We start from the raw sequence: 16,653 nt of genomic DNA, 5'->3' as shown, positions 1-16,653 counted from the left end.
GCACCATTGAGAGGGAACAGATGAACCTGGATTTGAAGGACAAGGTGGCGCTGGTGACGGGGTCCACGGCGGGTATCGGCCTGGCCATCGTCGAGGCCCTGGCGAGCGAGGGGGCGGAGGTCATCGTCAACGGCCGCTCGAAGGAGCGGGTGGACGCGGCCATCGCCGCGGTGCGCCGCAAGCAGCCGGACGCGAAGCTGCGCGGCGCGGCCATCGACCTGGGCACGAGCGAGGGCGTGAGCGCGCTCATCCAGTCCATCCCCCGCGTGGACATCCTGGTGAACAACCTGGGCATCTTCGAGGCGAAGCCGTTCGAGGCCATCGCCGACGCGGAGTGGATGCGCTTCTTCGACGTGAATGTCATGAGCGGCGTGCGCCTCAGCCGCCACTACCTCCAGGGGATGCGCGAGACGAACTGGGGGCGCATCGTCTTCATCTCCAGCGAGTCGGGCGTCCAGATTCCGGTGGAGATGATTCACTACGGGGTGACGAAGACGGCGCAGATTGCCCTGTCGCGCGGCATCGCGGAGAGCCTGTCGGGGACGAACATCACCTCGAACTGTGTCCTCCCGGGGCCCACGCGCACCGAAGGCGTGGAGGACTTCCTCAAGGGCCTGGCGAAGCAGCAGGGCGTGGACCAGGCCTCGGTGGAGCGCGAGTTCTTCAAGAGCGCCCGCCCGTCGTCGCTCATCCAACGCTTCGCCGAGCCCGCGGAGGTCGCCGCGCTGGTGACCTTCGTGTGCAGCCCCCAGTCGTCCGGCATCAACGGCTCGGCGCTGCGCGTGGACGGCGGCGTGGTGCGCGCCATCCCCTGAGCCCCCCGCGTCACGGTGTCTGGAAATGAAAAGGCCTGGTGACGCTTCGAGGTCACCAGGCCTTTCTCATGCGCAATGCGCCGGAGGCTCAGGGCTGGTTCGCCATGCCCCGCGCCGTCTCCTCGGACGTCTTCCCGCTCAAGAGCGAGCTGCTCGCGTACAGCGCCAGCCCCATCAGCCCCAGCGCCGCGGCCTCGGTCTGAGCCGCGAGGGCAATGCCCAGCCAGGTCATCGCTCCGGTCCCCAATGCGAATGCCGCCACCACCGCCCCCGCTGCCTTCCTCATCCGCAGGCTCCCTGTCTGCCGGGCGCGAGGCCCGTTGTGGAACTCAACTCCTCACCTCCAAAAGACTTCAATTCGCGTGCCGCGCACACAGGGTGTGGAATGGGAAGGCAGTTGCTCCGTCTTGGGTAAATGTCTTCCATCAACAGGGGCCCTGGGGTGGCAGGCCCCTGACTTCGCCCCCGTGAGGTGCCGGTAATTCTTCCCGGCCCGCTGGACGTTACAACCCACGGCATTTCGTAACCCACGGGCATCCATGGGTTTTCCCTCCCAGGGGTGAATGGCACATCGGCTGCTATGGCAGGCGAGCCGAGAGCGAGGGCTTCGCGAGCGCGGGGCCTGAAGAGACATCCGCAGCGATGAGGGAGGGGACGATGGGCAAGACGAGCGCGGGGGGCTGGATGTTGTTGGGAGCGTTGCTCCTGGGCGGGTGTGTGCACCAGCCGGCGGTCAAGGTGGACAACTCCGACCAGCCCTATCGCATTGGACGTGAGGATGTGTTGGACATCGCGGTGTGGCGTGACGCGGAGCTGTCCCGCACGCTCCCGGTCCGTCCGGATGGCTTCATCTCCATGCCCATGGTGGGTGAGGTCCAGGCGGCGGGGAAGACGCCGACGGAGCTGGCCGAGGCGCTCAAGTCGAGCTTCCAGCCGTATGTGCAGGAGCCGCGCGTGACTGTCATTGTCCGTGAGGTCAACAGCAGCCGCGTCTTCGTCACTGGAGAGGTGACGCACCCGGGGGCCTATCCCCTGCGCGGGCGCGTGTCGCTGATCCAGGCCATCGCGCTGGCGGGCGGCTTCACCGACTTCGCCAACTCCGACGGCATCGTGGTCATCCGCAGCGACGGCAACGGCGGGCAGATTCCCGTGCGCTACAGCGACCTGATTTCGCCCGACGGGGGCCAGGACGTGTTGCTGCGGCCGGGGGACACCATCGTCGTGCCGTGAAGAGACGGGCAGGTGGAGCGAGGACTGGGGCGACGGGCGTAGGCGAGGGAGGTCGACGGTGAAGGGCGACTGGAAGAAGTGGCTTTTGACGGGCCTGATGCTCACCGCGCCGGCGGTTCCCGCGGCGACCGTGTGGGAGCCTCGGCTGCGCATCGCCGCCGAGGAGCGCTACGACGACGACCTGCGCCTGGGCGCGGGCGCGACGGGCGGCCAGTTCATGTCGAAGCTGTCTCCGCGCGTGGGCCTGGAGGGCAAGGACGAGCGGCTGACGCTCGACGGGTTCTACGCCGCGGACGTGCTGATGCGGCACGGCTCCGGGCGGGTGACGCTGGACCACCGCAGCGGCATGGCGCTCCAATACCTGCTGTCCCGCAGGCTCCGGGTGGATGGGTATGCGCGGGTCTTCCGCGTGACGGACCCGACGTCGCTGCCGCGCGACGGCCTGGCGCGCTCCACCGAGCCCACCTTCTTCACGCAGGCGCGGCTGGGCCTCACCGCCCGGGCGTCGGACCGGGTGGACGTGCGCGCGGGCTATGCGCTGGAGGTGGTGCGCATCCTCGAGGACGGGCAGCACACCGGCTCCGCGCACACGCCGACGCTGGAGATGCTGTACCGCTCCTCGCGCCGGCTGACCCTGGGGGTGGAGTACCGCTACCAGGGGTTTCTCTACGAGCGGGTGCTGTCCCAGGCGCACGCGCTGACGGGCTCGCTGCGGTACCGGCTGACGCGGCCCACCACCCTCATCGTGCGCGCGGGGCCCGTGCGCTACCTGGCGCCGTATGGCCAGGAGAGCGGCTGGGTGCCGCGGGTGAACCTGGAGCTGGCGCGCGAAGGGGAACTGTTCGACCTGGGCTTCGCGGTGGGCCACGACCTGGTGGGAGCCAGCGGCTTCGCCAACGCGCTGTGGGCGGACTACGCGACGCTGACGGTGGCGCGCCGGTTCAACCAGCGCTTCTCGGCGTTCGGCGCGGCCAGCTTCTTCCGGAACGGGCGCGCGCCGGCGCGAGCCTGGTCGACGTTCGACAACGCCCGCCGCGTGTCGCAGGGATACGCGGTGGGAGCCGGAGTGGAATACGCCGTCAATCGCCAGGTGGCGATGCAGGGCGCGGTGGATCGGATTGCCCAGGTGGGCGTGGCGGAAGCGGCGGGAGCCGCGGGAGACCTGTCTCGCAATGTCTTCGCCGTTCGCCTCATCGTGACGGCTTGGTGACGGACAACACGTGAGTGGGTTGGAGGAGGAGCGGAACATGGAGCGTGGGATGACGGCGGACGAGCTGCTGGCCTCACTCTGGCGACGCAAGGCGCTGGTGGGGGCCATCACGGTGGCGGTCCTCGCGGTGGGAACGGCCATCGTGATGACGCGGCCGAGCATGTACGAAGCGTCTGTGGTGGTCCGCGTGGAGCCTCAGCGGCCAGGCGAGGAGATGGTGCAACGCACCGTGAGCGAGCTCATCGAGCAGCGGCTGCTCACCGTTCGCCAGGAACTCCTGGCACGGCCCGTGCTCCAGAAGGCCATCGAGGAGATGGGGCTCTACCCAGACACGGTGTCTGAGAAAGGCATGGAGGCGGCCGTCGCGAAGATGCGCAAGGATTTGACGGTCCGCGTGGAAGGGGAGACGGCGTTCGAGTTGACGTATGCCCATCCGGACCCGGAGGTGGCCGAGCGCGTGGCCAACCGGCTTCCGGCCCTCTTCTCCGAGGAGACGCTGAAGCTGCGCCAGGCCCAGGCCGCGCGCGCCACGGACCTCTTCAACGACGAGATGGTGCAGATGGGCAAGGCCGTCTCCTCGTGGGAGCGGAAGATCTCCCAGTTCAAGGTGGACCACCTGGGGGAGCTGCCCGAGCAGATGGAGATGAACATGCGCGGACTGGAGCGCGTGTCGCATGAGCTCCAGACGAAGTCGGAGGAGCTCCGGGTGGCGGAGGCGCGGCGCTCGGACCTGGCGCGGGCTCGCAACGCGGTGGACAGCGAGGCGGGGCGGCTGGAGGCGGCGGAGAACGGGCTGACGCGGGCGCTCGTCAATGCGCGCACCAACTGGACGGAGGACCACCCGGAGATCAAGCGCATGGAGAATGAGCTGGGCGCCATGACGGTGCAGCGCAAGGAGGCGGAGGGCCGGCTCTGGGCGGAGCGCGCCGAGCGCGCGCGGGTGGGCTCGCTCATCGGCGCCATCCAGAAGGACATCGTGGACCTCCAGCAGAAGGCGGAGGTGTACCAGTCGCGGCTGAACAACACGCCGCGCTGGGCGCACGAGCTGGCGGTGATGAACCGCGACTACGAGGTGGCTCGGACGAAGTACCAGAGCGTGGTGAGCCGCAAGGTGGAGGCGGAGATTGCCCAGGAGCTGGAGGCGAAGACGTCGAAGAGCCTCTTCAACGTCATCTCTCCCGCGGGGGTCCCTGCGACGCCCGCGCGGCCGGACCGGCTGACGGGGATGCTGGTGGTGCTCCTGGTGGCGCTGGGCCTGGGAATCCTCACGGGCGCGGTGCTCGAGATGCGGGATGACAGCCTGCGCGATGGCACGGAGGTGCGCCAGCGCCTGACGTTGCCGGTGTTGGCGGTGGTGCCGGACATGCAGGGCAAGACGGAGCGGCGGGTGTTGATGCCGTCCCAGGGGGGACGCAACAACGTGTCATCCCCCTCCTCATTGAACTGACACCCACGGAAAGGACGGAAGGTGGACATGGACCAGACGATGGAGCGGGCGGGCAACTTCCTCCCCAGGGTGGATGAGGGCTCTGCGAATCCCAATGCGGTGGACCGGCGGGTGGTGACGCTGACCGCCCCAGCCTCGGCGGCGGCGGAGCAATACCGCAGCCTGTATTACCGGCTGGAGCGGATGCGGGAGCTGCGGCCCATGAAGGTGGTGGCGCTGACCTCGGCCATGCCGGGGGAGGGCAAGACGGTGACGAGCGTCAACCTGGCGATGGCGGCGGCCCGGGCGAACCCGGAGCGGCGCATCCTCCTGGTGGACGCGGACCTGCGGCGCGGCGGGGTGGCGGCCACGCTGGGGGTGCGCAACAAGACGGGCCTGGCGGAGCTCCTGTCGGGGGAGGTGGAGGTGCGGGACGTGGTGCGCCGCTTCAACTCCACGCGTCTGGCATTGATTGCCGCGGGGACACCTCCCGAGGAGCCGTCGCAGGTGCTGGCGAGTCCCCGGATGAAGCAGTTCCTCAAGGCGGTGCGCGAGGGCTTCGACGAGGTGTACGTGGACCTGCCGCCGACGCTGCCCTTCGCGGACGCGGCGATCCTGGGGCACCAGGTGGATGGGTTGCTCCTGGTCATCCGCGCCAACGTGACGCCGGGCAAGACGGTGCACCAGGCGGTGGAGCACCTGGCGGGGGCCCCCCTGCTGGGGTGCGTGCTGAACGGCGCGGAGGTGCATGCGTCGCCGTACCTGAAGAACTACGAGAAGCAGCGGTAGGGGTGAGGGTCCGCGCCCCGGCCAGCTTGGGGCGGGCGGGGCGCGGGTGGGTCTTGGGCGGGTGGGTCGGTCGGAGGGGCACGTGCTCCGGGTTTTTCACCACTATTTTTCTGCGAAGAAGCTGACGTTCTTTCTCGCCGAGAGCTCGGCGATTGCGCTGGCGTGTGTGATGGGAGCGGCGGCCTGCGCGGCGCTCTTCTCTCCCGCGGGCACGCGGCCCTCACTCTGGACGTTGTGGCCGACGCTGCTGGGATTGGGGGCCGCGTTCGTCGTCACCTTCCAGTTCACGCTGTATCTGTTGGACTTGTATGACTTGCGCGTGGCGGCGGAGGACCGCGCGCGGGGCTACCGCTTCCTGAAGGCCGCGGGTGTCACCGCCATGGTGTCGGGCGGGGTGATGCTGGTGATGCCCTTGCTGTTCCCGGTGGCGCTGCCTCCCGGAGCGCTCATGGGCGGGGCCATGGGGGCGCTGGCGGGCACGCTGGTGGTCCGCGTCTCCATCCGCGCCCTCGTCGGCGAGCCCGACGCGGTGCTCATCATCGGCGACGGCCTCAAGGCCCGCGCGGTGGCGAGCGCCATCGAAGCGGGAGGCGAGGGCAGCTACCGCGTCGTCGCCATGGTGAATCCTCGCACGACGGAGGAGCCGCTGGACCGCCTGGCGGCTCGTCTTGACGCGGCATATGTCGTGCAGGCCGCTGATGACATGCGTGGGGCGAACTGGGTGGATTCACTGTTGAGCTGCCGGCTGCAGGGCCGTCGTGTGTATGACGCGACGGGCTTCTGTGAGCGGGTGCTGCGGCGGATTCCCGTGCAGTTCCTCCGGGCGAGCGACTTCGCGTTCGCGGATGAGCTGACGGTGTCGTCGCTGCGGCGCGCGCTCAAGCGGGCCTTCGACTGGGCCGTGGCGGCGCTGCTGCTGGCGGTGTCGGGGCCCTTCCTGCTGTTGGTGGCGGCGGCCATCAAGCTGGACTCGAGGGGGCCTGTCTTCTACCGACAGGAGCGCACGGGGCTGGGCGGGGCGACGTACCACCTGTGGAAGTTCCGCAGCATGCGCACGGACGCGGAGAAGGACGGCGCGGTGTGGGCGCGGGCCAACGACGACCGCGTCACGCGGGTGGGCCGCTTCATCCGTCGCACGCGAATCGACGAGATTCCCCAGGTGTTCAACGTGTTGATGGGGGAGATGAGCTTCGTGGGGCCCAGGCCGGAGCGCCCGGTCTTCGTCGCGCAGCTCAAGGAGCAGATTCCCTTCTATGGCCTGCGGGAGGCGGTGAAGCCGGGCCTGACGGGCTGGGCGCAGATTCGCTACCCCTATGGGGCCTCCGTGGAGGACGCGCGCAACAAGCTGGAGTTCGACCTGTACTACGTGAAGAACGGTTCGCTGTTCCTCGATGTGGGAATCATCTTCCACACGGTGAGGCACGTATTGCTCGGACGTGGGGCTCGGTAGGGACACGTCCCGCGCGCCCTCCTGGTGACGGGAGGTCGGGCGGGGACCCACCCGGGAGCGGGTGGGTGGGGCGTCGAGGATGGGGGAGGGGAACATGGTGGGGATGGACTTGGATTCGCCGCTCCCGGAGTCGTGGGAGGAAGCGCGAGCCCGGCGGGAGCGGGACGCGGACCGCAACGAGCTGCTGCAATCACAGCTGGAGCGGCCCACCCGGATTGTCGCCATTGGCGGGGGGACGGGGCTGCCCATGGTGCTCCGGGGCCTGGCGCGCCGCGCGGCGCCGAAGCCGGGGGACCCCGGGGTGGAGATCACCGCCGTCGTGGCGATGAGCGACGACGGGGGCAGCTCCGGTCGCCTGCGGCGTCAGCACGGGGCGCTGCCTCCAGGAGACATCCGCAACTGTCTGGTGGCGCTCGCGGGGGGACAGAACGCGCTGAAGGAAGTGTTTCAGTTCCGCTTCGGCGGGGCGCGGGGGCTGGCCGGGCACGCGGTGGGCAACCTGCTCATCGCCGCGCTGGCGGAGCTCAAGGGCGACTTCCTGGAGGCGGTGCGCATGTCCGGGGAGCTGCTGGGCGCGCGCGGGCGGGTGCTGCCGTGCACGCTGCAGTCGGTGCAGTTGGTGGCGCAGATGCACGACGACACGGAGGTCATCGGCGAGCGCAACATCTGCCGGGCGCAGGGGCGGGTGCGGCGTGTGTCGTTGAGTCCTCGCTCTCCGCCTCCGGTGGAGGGATTGCTGGAAGCTTTGTACACGGCGGACCTGGTGACCATTGGACCTGGGTCGCTGTACTCCAGTCTTCTGCCCAACCTGCTGGTGGATGGGGTGGCCCAGGCGCTGAGGGAGTCTCGGGCCTTGAAGGTCATGGTGGCGAACTTGATGTCCCAGCCGGGCGAGACGGACGGGATGTCGTGTCTGGACCATGTGCAAGCTGTTCGGAACCATGTGGGGCCGGTGCTGGACGCGGTGCTGGTGAATGGCACGGAGCCGTCGCCGGAAGCCACGCGGCGTTATGGCAGACGTGGCTCGTTCGCGGTGTGTGTTGACACTCGAGAGCTGATTGCGGCCGGAGTGGTTCCCGTGCGGGCGGATCTCCTCAAGAGCGGGTCCAGGATCCGACACGACAGTCGCAAGGTCGCCGCCTGTCTATTGAAGATGGCTCGCAGCGGCTTGTAGCCACACCCTTTCATCACCACCTTGGTTGCCCAACATGGAAGCAAGACAAAGCAACACGGGGCCTCGCGTCATCGAAGCAGGCGACCGGGCGGACTTCATGGCCCTGGAGCCGGAATGGAACGCGTTGGTGGAAGCAACCTCCAACGAGGTCTTCTACCGGCATGAGTTCATCCGCATCTGGCTGGACAACTTCGCGCCGGGGGCGCGGCTGCGGGTGCTGACGCTGAGGGATGGCTCCGGGCGGCTGAGCGCGGCGCTGCCGCTGTGGGAGGAGCGGACGTCGATGTATGGCGTTCCGGTGCGGCAGCTCTCGGGCGCGGCCAATGCCCACTCCTGTCGCTTCGATGCGCTGGCGCGGGAGCCGGACGCGGCGGGCGCCATGTTCCTGTCTCATTTGCGCCAGCAGGGCGGCTGGGACGTGCTGCGGTTGACGGACGTGCCGGAGGGGGGCGCGGCGTGGCGCCTGCACGCTGCGGCGGTGGCCGCGCGGATGCCCGTGGGCGCGTGGGAGTCACTGCAATCGCCATACATCCGGCTGCCGTCGACCCGGGAGCAGTTCCAGGGGGCGCTGCAGGCGAAGTTCAAGGCGAACTGCCGCCGGCGGCGTCGCAAGCTCGAGGAGAAGGGCGCTGTCACCTTCGAGCGGGTGGACGGCGGCCTGGGGCTGGAAGGCACGCTGGAGGAAGGCTTCCTGCTGGAGCAGAGCGGCTGGAAGGGCGAGCGTGGCACGGCGATGGCGCAGGACTCCGCGACGCGAGGCTTCTACACGGAGCTGGCGCGGGACTCGGCCTACCGGGGGAAGCTGGCGCTGTACTTCCTGCGGCTGGGGGGCAAGCCGGTGGCCTTCCACTACGGCCTGGAGCACGGGGGGCGCTACTTCCTGCTGAAGCCGGGCTACGACGAGGTGCTGCGCGAGTGCAGCCCGGGCCAGCTCCTCATGGAGGAGGTGGTGGGGAGCTGCATCGACCGCGGGCTTCGCGAGTTCGACTTCCTGGGGCCGGACATGGTGTGGAAGCGGGACTGGACGGACCAGGCCCGGCGCCACACCTGGTTGTATGTCTTCAACGACTCCGCGTTCGGCCGGGCCCTGTGCGCGGCCAAGTTCCGGTGGAGTCCGGTGGTGAAAGAGGCGGTGGCGAGATGGAAGCGGTGACTCCTTCGGGCCGGCTGTACGTGCCGTCCTTGCCGACGCTGTGGCCGGGCATGCTGGTGTCCAAGCCGAAGCCGGGGGCGCTGCCTCCGTTCTCGTCGCCCAACGTCCGGTACTTCTACTTCGCCCGGAACGCCGTCTGGCTCACGGTGAAGATGCTGGGGTTGGACAAGGGCGAGGTGCTGATGCCCGCCTACCACCACGGCGTGGAGGTGGAGGCGCTGGTGGACGCGGGCGCCACGCCGCGCTTCTACCGGGTGGGCAGCCGGTGGGACGTGGACCTGGAGGACGTGGCCCGGCGCATCGGTCCGAAGACGAAGGCGCTGTACCTGACGCACTACGCGGGCTTCCCGGGCCCGGCGGAGGCGATGCGCAAGCTGGCGGACCAGCACGGCCTGGTGCTCATCGAGGACTGCGCGCTGTCGCTCCTGTCGTCGGACGGGGCGGTGCCGCTGGGCACGACGGGGGACGTGGGCATCTTCTGTCTCTACAAGACGCTGCCGGTGCCCAATGGCGGCGCGCTGGTGGTGAACGGGGCGCGCTCGTACAGCCTGCCGGAGCCGCCGTCGCCGCCGTCCGCGTCGACCTTCAGCCATACCGTGTCCGCGCTGTTGCAGAACCTGGAGCTGCGAGGCGGGCTGGTGGGCCGGACGCTGCGCGGCCTGGTGCGCACGGTGGGGCATGGCACGGTGAAGGCGGCGAGCATCGAGCGGGTGGCCACGGGCACGCAGCACTTCGACCGCAAGCACGTGGACCTGGGGATGAGCCCGCTGACCCGGCGCATCGCGCTGGCGCAGGACCTGGAGTCCATCGTCGAGAAGCGCCGGCGCAACTACTTCTACCTGCTGGGGCGCCTCAGGGACGTGGTGCCGCCGCTGTTCAACCAGCTCCCGCCGGGGGCCTGTCCGCTCTTCTACCCGATGGTGGTGCAGGAGAAGGCGGAGGTGCTGGCGAGGCTGCGGGCGAAGGGCATCGACGCCATCGACTTCTGGAAGCGGTTCCATCCCGCGTGTGACGCGGCGGCGTTCCCAGAGGTGGCGCAGCTGCGGCGCAGCATCGTCGAGATTCCGTGTCACCAGGACCTGTCGCCCGAGGTGATGGCGGACGTGGCGCTGGTGGTGCGCGACGCGGTGCGAGCGGAGCGGCGGACGAAGAAGCGCGCGGGTTGAGCGAGGAGACGGGCCTGTGATTCACGAGGATGAGCTGAAGCAGGGGCCGCGAATCGGGCCGAGGCTGGACGTGGGCGCCGTGGGCACGCTGTCCGCGATGGCCGGGATGCGCGAGGAGTGGGACGCGCTGCTCGACGCGAGCAACGCGGGGCCCTTCAATGCGTGGGAGTGGCTGTACCCGTGGTGCCGTCGCATCGCGCCGGAGCGCAGGCCGCTGGTCCTGACGGCGCGCGACGCCGCGGGGACGCTGATGGGGCTCCTGCCGCTGGGGCTGGAGACGCGGCTGGTGATGGGGGTCCCGGTGCGGCGCCTGGGCTTCCTGGGCGAGTCCCACGTGGGCAGCGACTACCTGGACGTCGTCGCGCGGCGGGGCGCGGAGCGGGCCGTGGCGGCGTCGTTCGCTCGCATCCTCGCGTCGCTCCGGGAGTCCTGGGACGTGCTGGACCTGACGGACCTGCGCGAGGACTCCACGACGGTGGATGTGCTGCGCTCGGTCTTCTCGGAGCACGACGTCCGGCTGTCGGAGCGGTACGTGTGTCCCTATGACGTGCTGGAGTCGCGCGGGTCGTTCGACGCGTTCCTCAAGCGCACGGGGCGGCGGGACAACTACCTGCGGCGGCGCAAGTGGCTGGAGCGGCAGGAGGGCTACCGCATCGAGCGCACCGAGTCCCCGGATGCGCTGGCGGGGCCGATGACGGACTTCTTCCGGCTGCACTCGGCACGGTGGGCGGTGGATGGAGGCTCGCAGGGCATCAAGGGCACGGGCGTGGAGTCCTTCCACCGGGATGCGACGCAGTTGCTCGCCGAGCGGGAGCGGCTGCGGCTGTACACGATGAAGGTGGGCGGGCGCGCCGTGGCCTCCGTGTATGGCATTGTCCATGGGGACGCGTTCATCTATTTCCAGTCCGGTTACGACCCGGAGTGGAGCCACCGCAGCGTGGGCCTGGTGTTGGTGGGGGAGACCTTCAAGGACGCGCTGGAGTCGGGGCTCACCGAGTACGACTTCCTCCGAGGCACGGAGTCGTACAAGTCCGACTGGGTGACGAAGCAGCGGCGCACGGTCTCCGTGCGAGTGCACGGGGGCTCGAAGGCGGGGCGCTGGTACACGCGCGCGGAGGAGCTGGCGCGCAAGGGACGCAACGCGGCGAAGCAGGTGTTGCCGGGGACCTGGGTGGAGAAGGTCCGACGCCTGCGACGGCGCCGGGCGGCGGTTCACTGAGCCAGACGCGGGGCGTCAGCCGCTTCTCGACCCGTCGCTCACGGACTCCTGGGGGACCTGGACGCCCACGCCGGGCGATATGCCGCGCGCGCGTCGCTCGTTCTCCGTGCTGAACCGCGTGCCCCGGGGCCACCTGCGTCGCGCGGTCCCACTCCAGCGGATGAGGCGACGATGATGCGGAAGCAGTGGCTCGCTGTGGCAGCGAAGGTCGTGGCCGCGCTGTGCCTCGCGGGGTGCGCCACCCCCCAGAAGGTGCTGATGGAGCGGACCAGCAGCCTCGTCGTCTATGACCTGCCCGCGATGGAGGTCATGAAGGCCGCCGAGGTCGTGCTCGGTGAGCGCGGCTACGCGCTCCTGCCCAGCACGGACCCGTACTTCCTGCAGACGACCTGGGTGGCGACGGGCAACTTCGACATGGGGACCCGTTGGTCCCGCCTGTTCGTCGAGGGGCGCATCCGCGCCGATGGCCGCTTCTCGGTGCGCGCCTATGAGATGGCCGCCACCACCTTCGCCCGAACCCAGGCCCTGCCCAGCGCCCTGGTTCATACGTCGCATGGCTTCATTGACGACGTGCCCAATGGCTCGCCCACCGTCTTGCTGTCCGAGCCCGAGTTGCAGGCTCGCTCCGCCCGCGCCGCTGTCCGCAGGGAGCTGGAGCTGGAGTGGGCCATCCTCGAGCACGTCAATCCCACCTTCGCCGGGCGCGTGAAGGAGCAGGTCGACCTCTACGTGGCGCGCGCGCCGCGGTGAGCACGTCCTCGTGACGTGCCCCCGCGGACGACACCGCAAGCGCTCACCGAGCGCCTGCGGTCCGTCCGGATGCTGGACAGCCTTCGGCTACCTGGGGACGAGCCAGGCGTCGAAGTCGGCGTTGTACGCGCCGCCCGCGACCTGGTTGTCCTTGCGGTAGAGGTCGAAGTTCTTCGGCAGCGTCGGGTAGTCCGCGTGCTGGAAGTCGCGGACCTCCCAGCTGGAGAACTTGTTCTGGTGGTTCGCGAACAAGAAGGGCTTCACGCCCTTGGGCACCTGCGGGTTGTCGAAGTGCAGCCAGTTGCGGATGCACGTGCCGTCGTTCGGGTCGTTCTCGTTGCCGCCGGAGCACGCGTCCTGGACCTGGGTGATGGCCGGGTTGCGCACGCCCGTGAACTTCGCGTTCTTGATGACCACCGGCAGCGTGGGCACCAGGAAGTAGGGCAGCGTGCGGAAGCCATCCAACAGGGCGTTCTCCAGCCGGGCGCGGGTCGCGTCGCTCTGGATGGCGATGACGGCGAAGTCCGCCTCGCCGTTGTCCTGGGCGGTGAGGTTGATGTACTCGTACCCGTTGGTGTACGCGCCGTGGTGGATGCCATTGCCGGTGTTGGACCACGCCTGGATGTTGTCGTAAGGCGGCTGCGTCTTCTCGGAGTTCTGCCAGTTGCTGACGCCGTGGCCCGCGTTGTTGTGCGCCACGCTGTTCTTGAAGACGACCGAGGACGGGCGGCCGGTGCCCATCTCTCCGAAGAAGAGCGCGGCCTCGTTGCCGAACGTGCCGCCGTTGTAGGCATTGCCCGAGACGGAGCAGTCATCGCAGCCCGTGTTCTCGCCGCCGCCGGGGAGGATGGCGGAGACGCTGCCGATCGTCGCGCAGCCCGCGACGCGCTGCGGAATGGCGACCTTGGCGGCCAGCACATGGCGGAAGACGGTGTCCGCCGGAGCGTAGTCGCGCTCGCACCGCGTGCCGCAGGCATGCGAGTCGAACTTCATGGTGAAGCCGTCGCCCGTGGTGTCGTAGCCCGCGATGTCGAAGACGTGCACGCCATGGCTCGCCTCGATGGCGAGGAACTGGTTCTTGCCACCCCAGATGGAGGTGTGGCGCACGTACGAGCCGCGCGAGTCGTCGAGCTGCTGGTGGAAGTAGATGGGCGCGCGGCGCTGGGGTTCGCCACCGGTGCAGGCCTTGTAGGGCCCCAGGGCCCGCAGCTCGACGCTGTCGAGTTCGAGGCGGCCCTTCTCGCCGACAATCATGTGCGCGTGGGCGCTGGTGTCGAACGAGCGGATGACGACGTTGCGAGACAGGTTGATGGCCTCGCCGCGACGCACGCAGCTGGGGCAGCCCTCGTGGTCGAACTTGGGCGCGGCCTTGAGCGTCACGCGGCCCGTGGCCTCGTCCACGGAGGAGATGGTGCCCTCGTCGAACTGGAGGAAGTGGTTGGGCACGCTGGACCTGGCCGTGGGGGTGAGGACGATCTTGTCGTTCGCCTCCCAGCCCGTGGCCTCCATCACGGTGAAGGTGGCGTCAGCGGGGCCCGTGCCGTCGGTGAGCTTGGACCAGGCGTGCTTGAGGCGTCCGGCCGCCGTCACCCTGCCCGAGCCCATCACCCAGACGCCGTAGTCCGAGTCCACCATGGTGAGCGGCAGCATCTTCGGCTTGCCCTGGACGTTGCCCTCCGGGCCCTGGTCGGGCGTGCCCACGAACTTCGTGTCATCCATGCCCTTGAAGACAATCTCCGCGGTGGGACCGCAGACGCGGCTGCCGGGCGAGCCGTAGTCCAGCGTACCGCGGACCACCAGGTTGCCGTGCAACGTCAGCTTGGAGCTCCTCTCGCGCGAGGCACGGAGCGTGGCGCTTGCGGGAATCTCCAGGGTGCGGACCTCGGCGTCACAATCCATCACCACTTCGCCGCTGACCTTGAGGGCCGAGCTCGCCGTGGGCGCCTGTCCACCCCAGGTCGCCGGATCGCAGAAGGAGCGCGTGGCCTGCGAGGGCTCCTGGCCGCACCGGTCCCCCATGGGAGGATGCCCGCCGTCAGGGACGCCACCACCGGCATCCGGGATGCCGCTGCCCGAATCGGGCGTGCCGCCGCCCGCGTCGGGCGTACCGCCACCCGCGTCGGTCTCCGTAGCGGGCGAGGAAGGTTTGTTGTCATCGCCACAACCCACGCCTGTCATCAGGCAGACGGCGAGGGTCGCGGCGAGTGCTGGGAAGAGAAGCCTCTGTCGATGCACGACGTACTCCTGACGGCCGAGGGGGAGAAGGGCAGGGAACAACGCTCTACGGCGGTGCTGCGTGCTGCACTCGGGTCTCAGGGACACCCGAGGAGATCTCCGTGGACTTCGGGAGGAGCGAGCGCGCGCACGGCGGCGCGCTGAGCCACGGACAAGGCCTCACATCCAAAGCCCCACGCTTCCGCGAGGCGGGCGTGGTGACTGCTGTCCAGCGTGCCTCCGGCGGCGAGGAACTCCGTCTCCTGCTTCAGGAAGCGCTGCATGAGGGTGACGCGCGCGGAGGCGGGAATCCCGCGCATGGGGACGAGCAGCAGCCGCACGGGCCCATCCGAGGTGCCCCAGCGCTGCATCAGCTCGCCGCGCGACTCCTCCCAGCTTCCGAACAGGTGCAGGAACGCGAGCTGGGACGGCTCCAGTCCAGCGGCCTCGGCCGCGGCGAGGACGTCCTTGGAGTTGAGCGGGCGTCGGCCCGTGGAGAAGCCTCGGCCAGGGTAGGTCGCCAGCTGGGCCCACCACCACGCCAGCGTCTGTCGCTCGGCGCCAGGGAGCGCCTGGGCCTGGGCGGCCTCGAAGAACGCGAAGCCCACCTCGTAGGGATAAGCGGGGCTCAGGTCCGGCATGCCGTGGTCCGCGCGATCAAACCCCGTGCGGCGCGACCAGTCCCAGAGCTTCACCGCGGCGAAGCGCAGGACCTCCACCTTGCCCTGGTAGTCCCCCTCGCGCAGCAGCACATCCTTGCCCACCAGGAGCGCCGCGGACATGAAAGCTTGCGCGGACTCCAGCGTGGGGTTGCGCGCCAGCTCCGCCTCGGTGCGCGCCAGGATTCCATCCAGGCGGGTGAACCAATCATCCTTCAGCTCGCGCGGCAGCCACCGGTGCCAGGTGGGGAGCGCGACGCTGGTGGGGAGTTGGTAGGTGTTCACACCCGCCGCCCAATCCCATGAGAGGGATTCCGGGAGCGCGTCGCCGCCCCAGGCCGCGCGGGCGAAGTCGCTGTCTTGTGCGAGCACGGCGTCCACGCCCGCCCCTGCGGCGCCATGGTTGCCAGGGCCGGGCTGGAAGGGCGGCGCGACGGCGCGTCCCTTTGGCAACAGGGGGAGGGACCGGATGTAGCTGGCCAGGTCCTCCGCCTCGCACTGGCTGAACTGGTGGAAGCGCGCGCGCTGCACGAGGCTGTGGGTGGAGAAGGCGTAGTACTGGAGGTCCGCGCCCGAGTCCGCGTGACATCGCGCGCACGCGGGGCCGCCGTCACGGCTGAGCTCCTGGAACGCTCGGCGTCCGCGCTCGATGGCCTCGGCGGAGGAGTCCGTGGGACGCCAACCCGGCGGGTCTTCCTCGGGAAGCGCGAGCGTGATGCGCTTGCCGTCGCGCGCCGTACCGGCAACGAGGGCCGCGCCGAGCACGCGGAACCCGGAGATGCCCGCGATGTCCTCGACCTGCCGCGTGTAGCGGAACACCAGCCGGTTGTCGCCCGCGCGCAGCGCCCGAGGGTCCACGGGGAGGACTCCCGCCGCGACGTCGCCGTCGTGGGGGCGCACCAGTCCGTACGCTGCCTCCGCCAGGTCGACGAAGGGCGCGTCATTCAGCGACACCTCCGCGCTCCCTGGCGCCAGGATGTTGTGGACCCGGAGCCAGAGGCCCGCGGTGCCGGCGCTCTTCGCGGCCTGGACGTCCGTGGCCTCCAACATGATGTGGGCCTCGACGCGCGTGCCGGGCGGGCCGATGACCTCCAGCGGCAGCGTGGTGGCCTTCAAATCCAGTGCAACGGGTAGGGCGGCGGCGGACTCGCACGACCTCCCAGGTGGAGTCTCGGGCTGAGGGCCATTCCCAGTGGAGTCGGAGGAACAGCTCCCGCTGAGGACGGCGGGGAGGAGGAGCGCGAGCACCTTCCACGGGCTCTGGGGGGAAGAGCCCGTGCTGCTCGCTTCACGGGGGCGCGTCATGGTTCGCGCTGATTAACGCCGCTCACAGTCTCGCGCACACAGAAAAGTGTGAAAAACCTGAGTTGCGACACGGATGGGTTCAGTTGTCCCAGG

At 69.5% G+C, this 16,653-nt stretch carries 14 protein-coding genes; 11 read left to right on the top strand and 3 right to left on the bottom strand.

Annotated features, from left to right (window positions below; translation table 11 throughout):
* The first annotated feature begins 20 nt into the window (after window positions 1-20).
* Window positions 21-815: an SDR family NAD(P)-dependent oxidoreductase gene (locus tag MYSTI_RS23395; protein WP_015350266.1), complete on the top strand. Its 795-nt coding sequence runs from the start codon at window positions 21-23 to the stop codon at window positions 813-815.
* Between the two features lie 88 nt (window positions 816-903).
* Here MYSTI_RS23395 and MYSTI_RS23390 read toward each other — a convergent pair whose 3' ends face one another.
* Window positions 904-1,101: a hypothetical protein gene (locus MYSTI_RS23390; protein WP_015350265.1), complete on the bottom strand. Its 198-nt coding sequence runs from the start codon at window positions 1,099-1,101 to the stop codon at window positions 904-906.
* A 371-nt stretch (window positions 1,102-1,472) separates the two neighbouring features.
* Here MYSTI_RS23390 and MYSTI_RS23385 point away from each other — a divergent pair, with 371 nt between their 5' ends.
* From MYSTI_RS23385 to MYSTI_RS23340, 10 genes are all read left to right on the top strand, one after another.
* On the top strand, window positions 1,473-2,045 hold the full coding sequence (locus tag MYSTI_RS23385) for a polysaccharide biosynthesis/export family protein (RefSeq protein WP_015350264.1): 573 nt from the start codon (window positions 1,473-1,475) through the stop codon (window positions 2,043-2,045).
* Window positions 2,046-2,103: 58 nt separating this feature from the next.
* Window positions 2,104-3,255, top strand: a complete 1,152-nt coding sequence (locus MYSTI_RS23380; RefSeq protein WP_015350263.1) for a hypothetical protein — start codon at window positions 2,104-2,106, stop codon at window positions 3,253-3,255.
* A gap of 37 nt (window positions 3,256-3,292) precedes the next feature.
* Entirely contained in the window at window positions 3,293-4,702 is a 1,410-nt protein-coding gene (locus MYSTI_RS23375; protein WP_015350262.1) for a GumC family protein, read from the top strand.
* A 27-nt stretch (window positions 4,703-4,729) separates the two neighbouring features.
* Window positions 4,730-5,470, top strand: a complete 741-nt coding sequence (locus tag MYSTI_RS23370) for a CpsD/CapB family tyrosine-protein kinase (protein WP_015350261.1) — start codon at window positions 4,730-4,732, stop codon at window positions 5,468-5,470.
* A gap of 82 nt (window positions 5,471-5,552) precedes the next feature.
* Complete coding sequence (exoE, locus tag MYSTI_RS23365; RefSeq protein ID WP_015350260.1) at window positions 5,553-6,920, top strand: polyisoprenyl-phosphate hexose-1-phosphate transferase ExoE; 1,368 nt, start codon at window positions 5,553-5,555, stop codon at window positions 6,918-6,920.
* Between the two features lie 94 nt (window positions 6,921-7,014).
* Window positions 7,015-8,094 (top strand): gluconeogenesis factor YvcK family protein, encoded by a 1,080-nt coding sequence (locus tag MYSTI_RS23360; RefSeq protein ID WP_015350259.1) that lies wholly within the window; start codon window positions 7,015-7,017, stop codon window positions 8,092-8,094.
* A 34-nt stretch (window positions 8,095-8,128) separates the two neighbouring features.
* On the top strand, window positions 8,129-9,247 hold the full coding sequence (locus MYSTI_RS23355) for a GNAT family N-acetyltransferase (RefSeq protein WP_015350258.1): 1,119 nt from the start codon (window positions 8,129-8,131) through the stop codon (window positions 9,245-9,247).
* On the top strand, window positions 9,235-10,413 hold the full coding sequence (locus MYSTI_RS23350) for a DegT/DnrJ/EryC1/StrS family aminotransferase (protein WP_015350257.1): 1,179 nt from the start codon (window positions 9,235-9,237) through the stop codon (window positions 10,411-10,413). Before MYSTI_RS23355 ends, MYSTI_RS23350 begins: the two co-directional genes overlap by 13 nt.
* 16 nt (window positions 10,414-10,429) lie before the next feature.
* The gene (locus MYSTI_RS23345; protein WP_015350256.1) at window positions 10,430-11,632 is read left to right on the top strand and encodes a GNAT family N-acetyltransferase; all 1,203 of its coding nucleotides are present in this window, start codon (window positions 10,430-10,432) and stop codon (window positions 11,630-11,632) included.
* A gap of 171 nt (window positions 11,633-11,803) precedes the next feature.
* Window positions 11,804-12,382: a hypothetical protein gene (locus tag MYSTI_RS23340; protein WP_015350255.1), complete on the top strand. Its 579-nt coding sequence runs from the start codon at window positions 11,804-11,806 to the stop codon at window positions 12,380-12,382.
* Window positions 12,383-12,469: 87 nt separating this feature from the next.
* Here MYSTI_RS23340 and MYSTI_RS23335 read toward each other — a convergent pair whose 3' ends face one another.
* Together MYSTI_RS23335 and MYSTI_RS23330 are read right to left on the bottom strand one after the other, a co-directional pair.
* Window positions 12,470-14,617 carry a G8 domain-containing protein gene (locus tag MYSTI_RS23335; protein ID WP_015350254.1) on the bottom strand — a complete coding sequence of 716 codons (2,148 nt, stop codon included), beginning with the start codon at window positions 14,615-14,617 and terminating at the stop codon, window positions 12,470-12,472.
* Between the two features lie 77 nt (window positions 14,618-14,694).
* Window positions 14,695-16,371, bottom strand: a complete 1,677-nt coding sequence (locus tag MYSTI_RS23330; protein ID WP_044281274.1) for a hypothetical protein — start codon at window positions 16,369-16,371, stop codon at window positions 14,695-14,697.
* Window positions 16,372-16,653: the final 282 nt, after the last annotated feature.

This window comes from Myxococcus stipitatus DSM 14675 (assembly GCF_000331735.1).
GTDB classification, from domain to species: domain Bacteria; phylum Myxococcota; class Myxococcia; order Myxococcales; family Myxococcaceae; genus Myxococcus; species Myxococcus stipitatus.
This window is presented reverse-complemented; position numbering and strand designations above follow the sequence as displayed.

Excerpts from the sequence above, each read along its gene's own strand:
- MYSTI_RS23375 (WP_015350262.1), top strand. The coding sequence starts at position 3,293 with ATGGAGCGTGGGATGACGGCGGACGAGCTGCTGGCCTCACTCTGGCGA.
- MYSTI_RS23385 (WP_015350264.1), top strand. The coding sequence starts at position 1,473 with ATGGGCAAGACGAGCGCGGGGGGCTGGATGTTGTTGGGAGCGTTGCTC.
- MYSTI_RS23390 (WP_015350265.1), bottom strand. The coding sequence starts at position 1,101 with ATGAGGAAGGCAGCGGGGGCGGTGGTGGCGGCATTCGCATTGGGGACC.
- MYSTI_RS23355 (WP_015350258.1), top strand. The coding sequence starts at position 8,129 with ATGGAAGCAAGACAAAGCAACACGGGGCCTCGCGTCATCGAAGCAGGC.
- MYSTI_RS23360 (WP_015350259.1), top strand. The coding sequence starts at position 7,015 with ATGGTGGGGATGGACTTGGATTCGCCGCTCCCGGAGTCGTGGGAGGAA.
- MYSTI_RS23340 (WP_015350255.1), top strand. The coding sequence starts at position 11,804 with ATGATGCGGAAGCAGTGGCTCGCTGTGGCAGCGAAGGTCGTGGCCGCG.
- MYSTI_RS23370 (WP_015350261.1), top strand. The coding sequence starts at position 4,730 with ATGGACCAGACGATGGAGCGGGCGGGCAACTTCCTCCCCAGGGTGGAT.
- MYSTI_RS23350 (WP_015350257.1), top strand. The coding sequence starts at position 9,235 with ATGGAAGCGGTGACTCCTTCGGGCCGGCTGTACGTGCCGTCCTTGCCG.
- MYSTI_RS23395 (WP_015350266.1), top strand. The coding sequence starts at position 21 with ATGAACCTGGATTTGAAGGACAAGGTGGCGCTGGTGACGGGGTCCACG.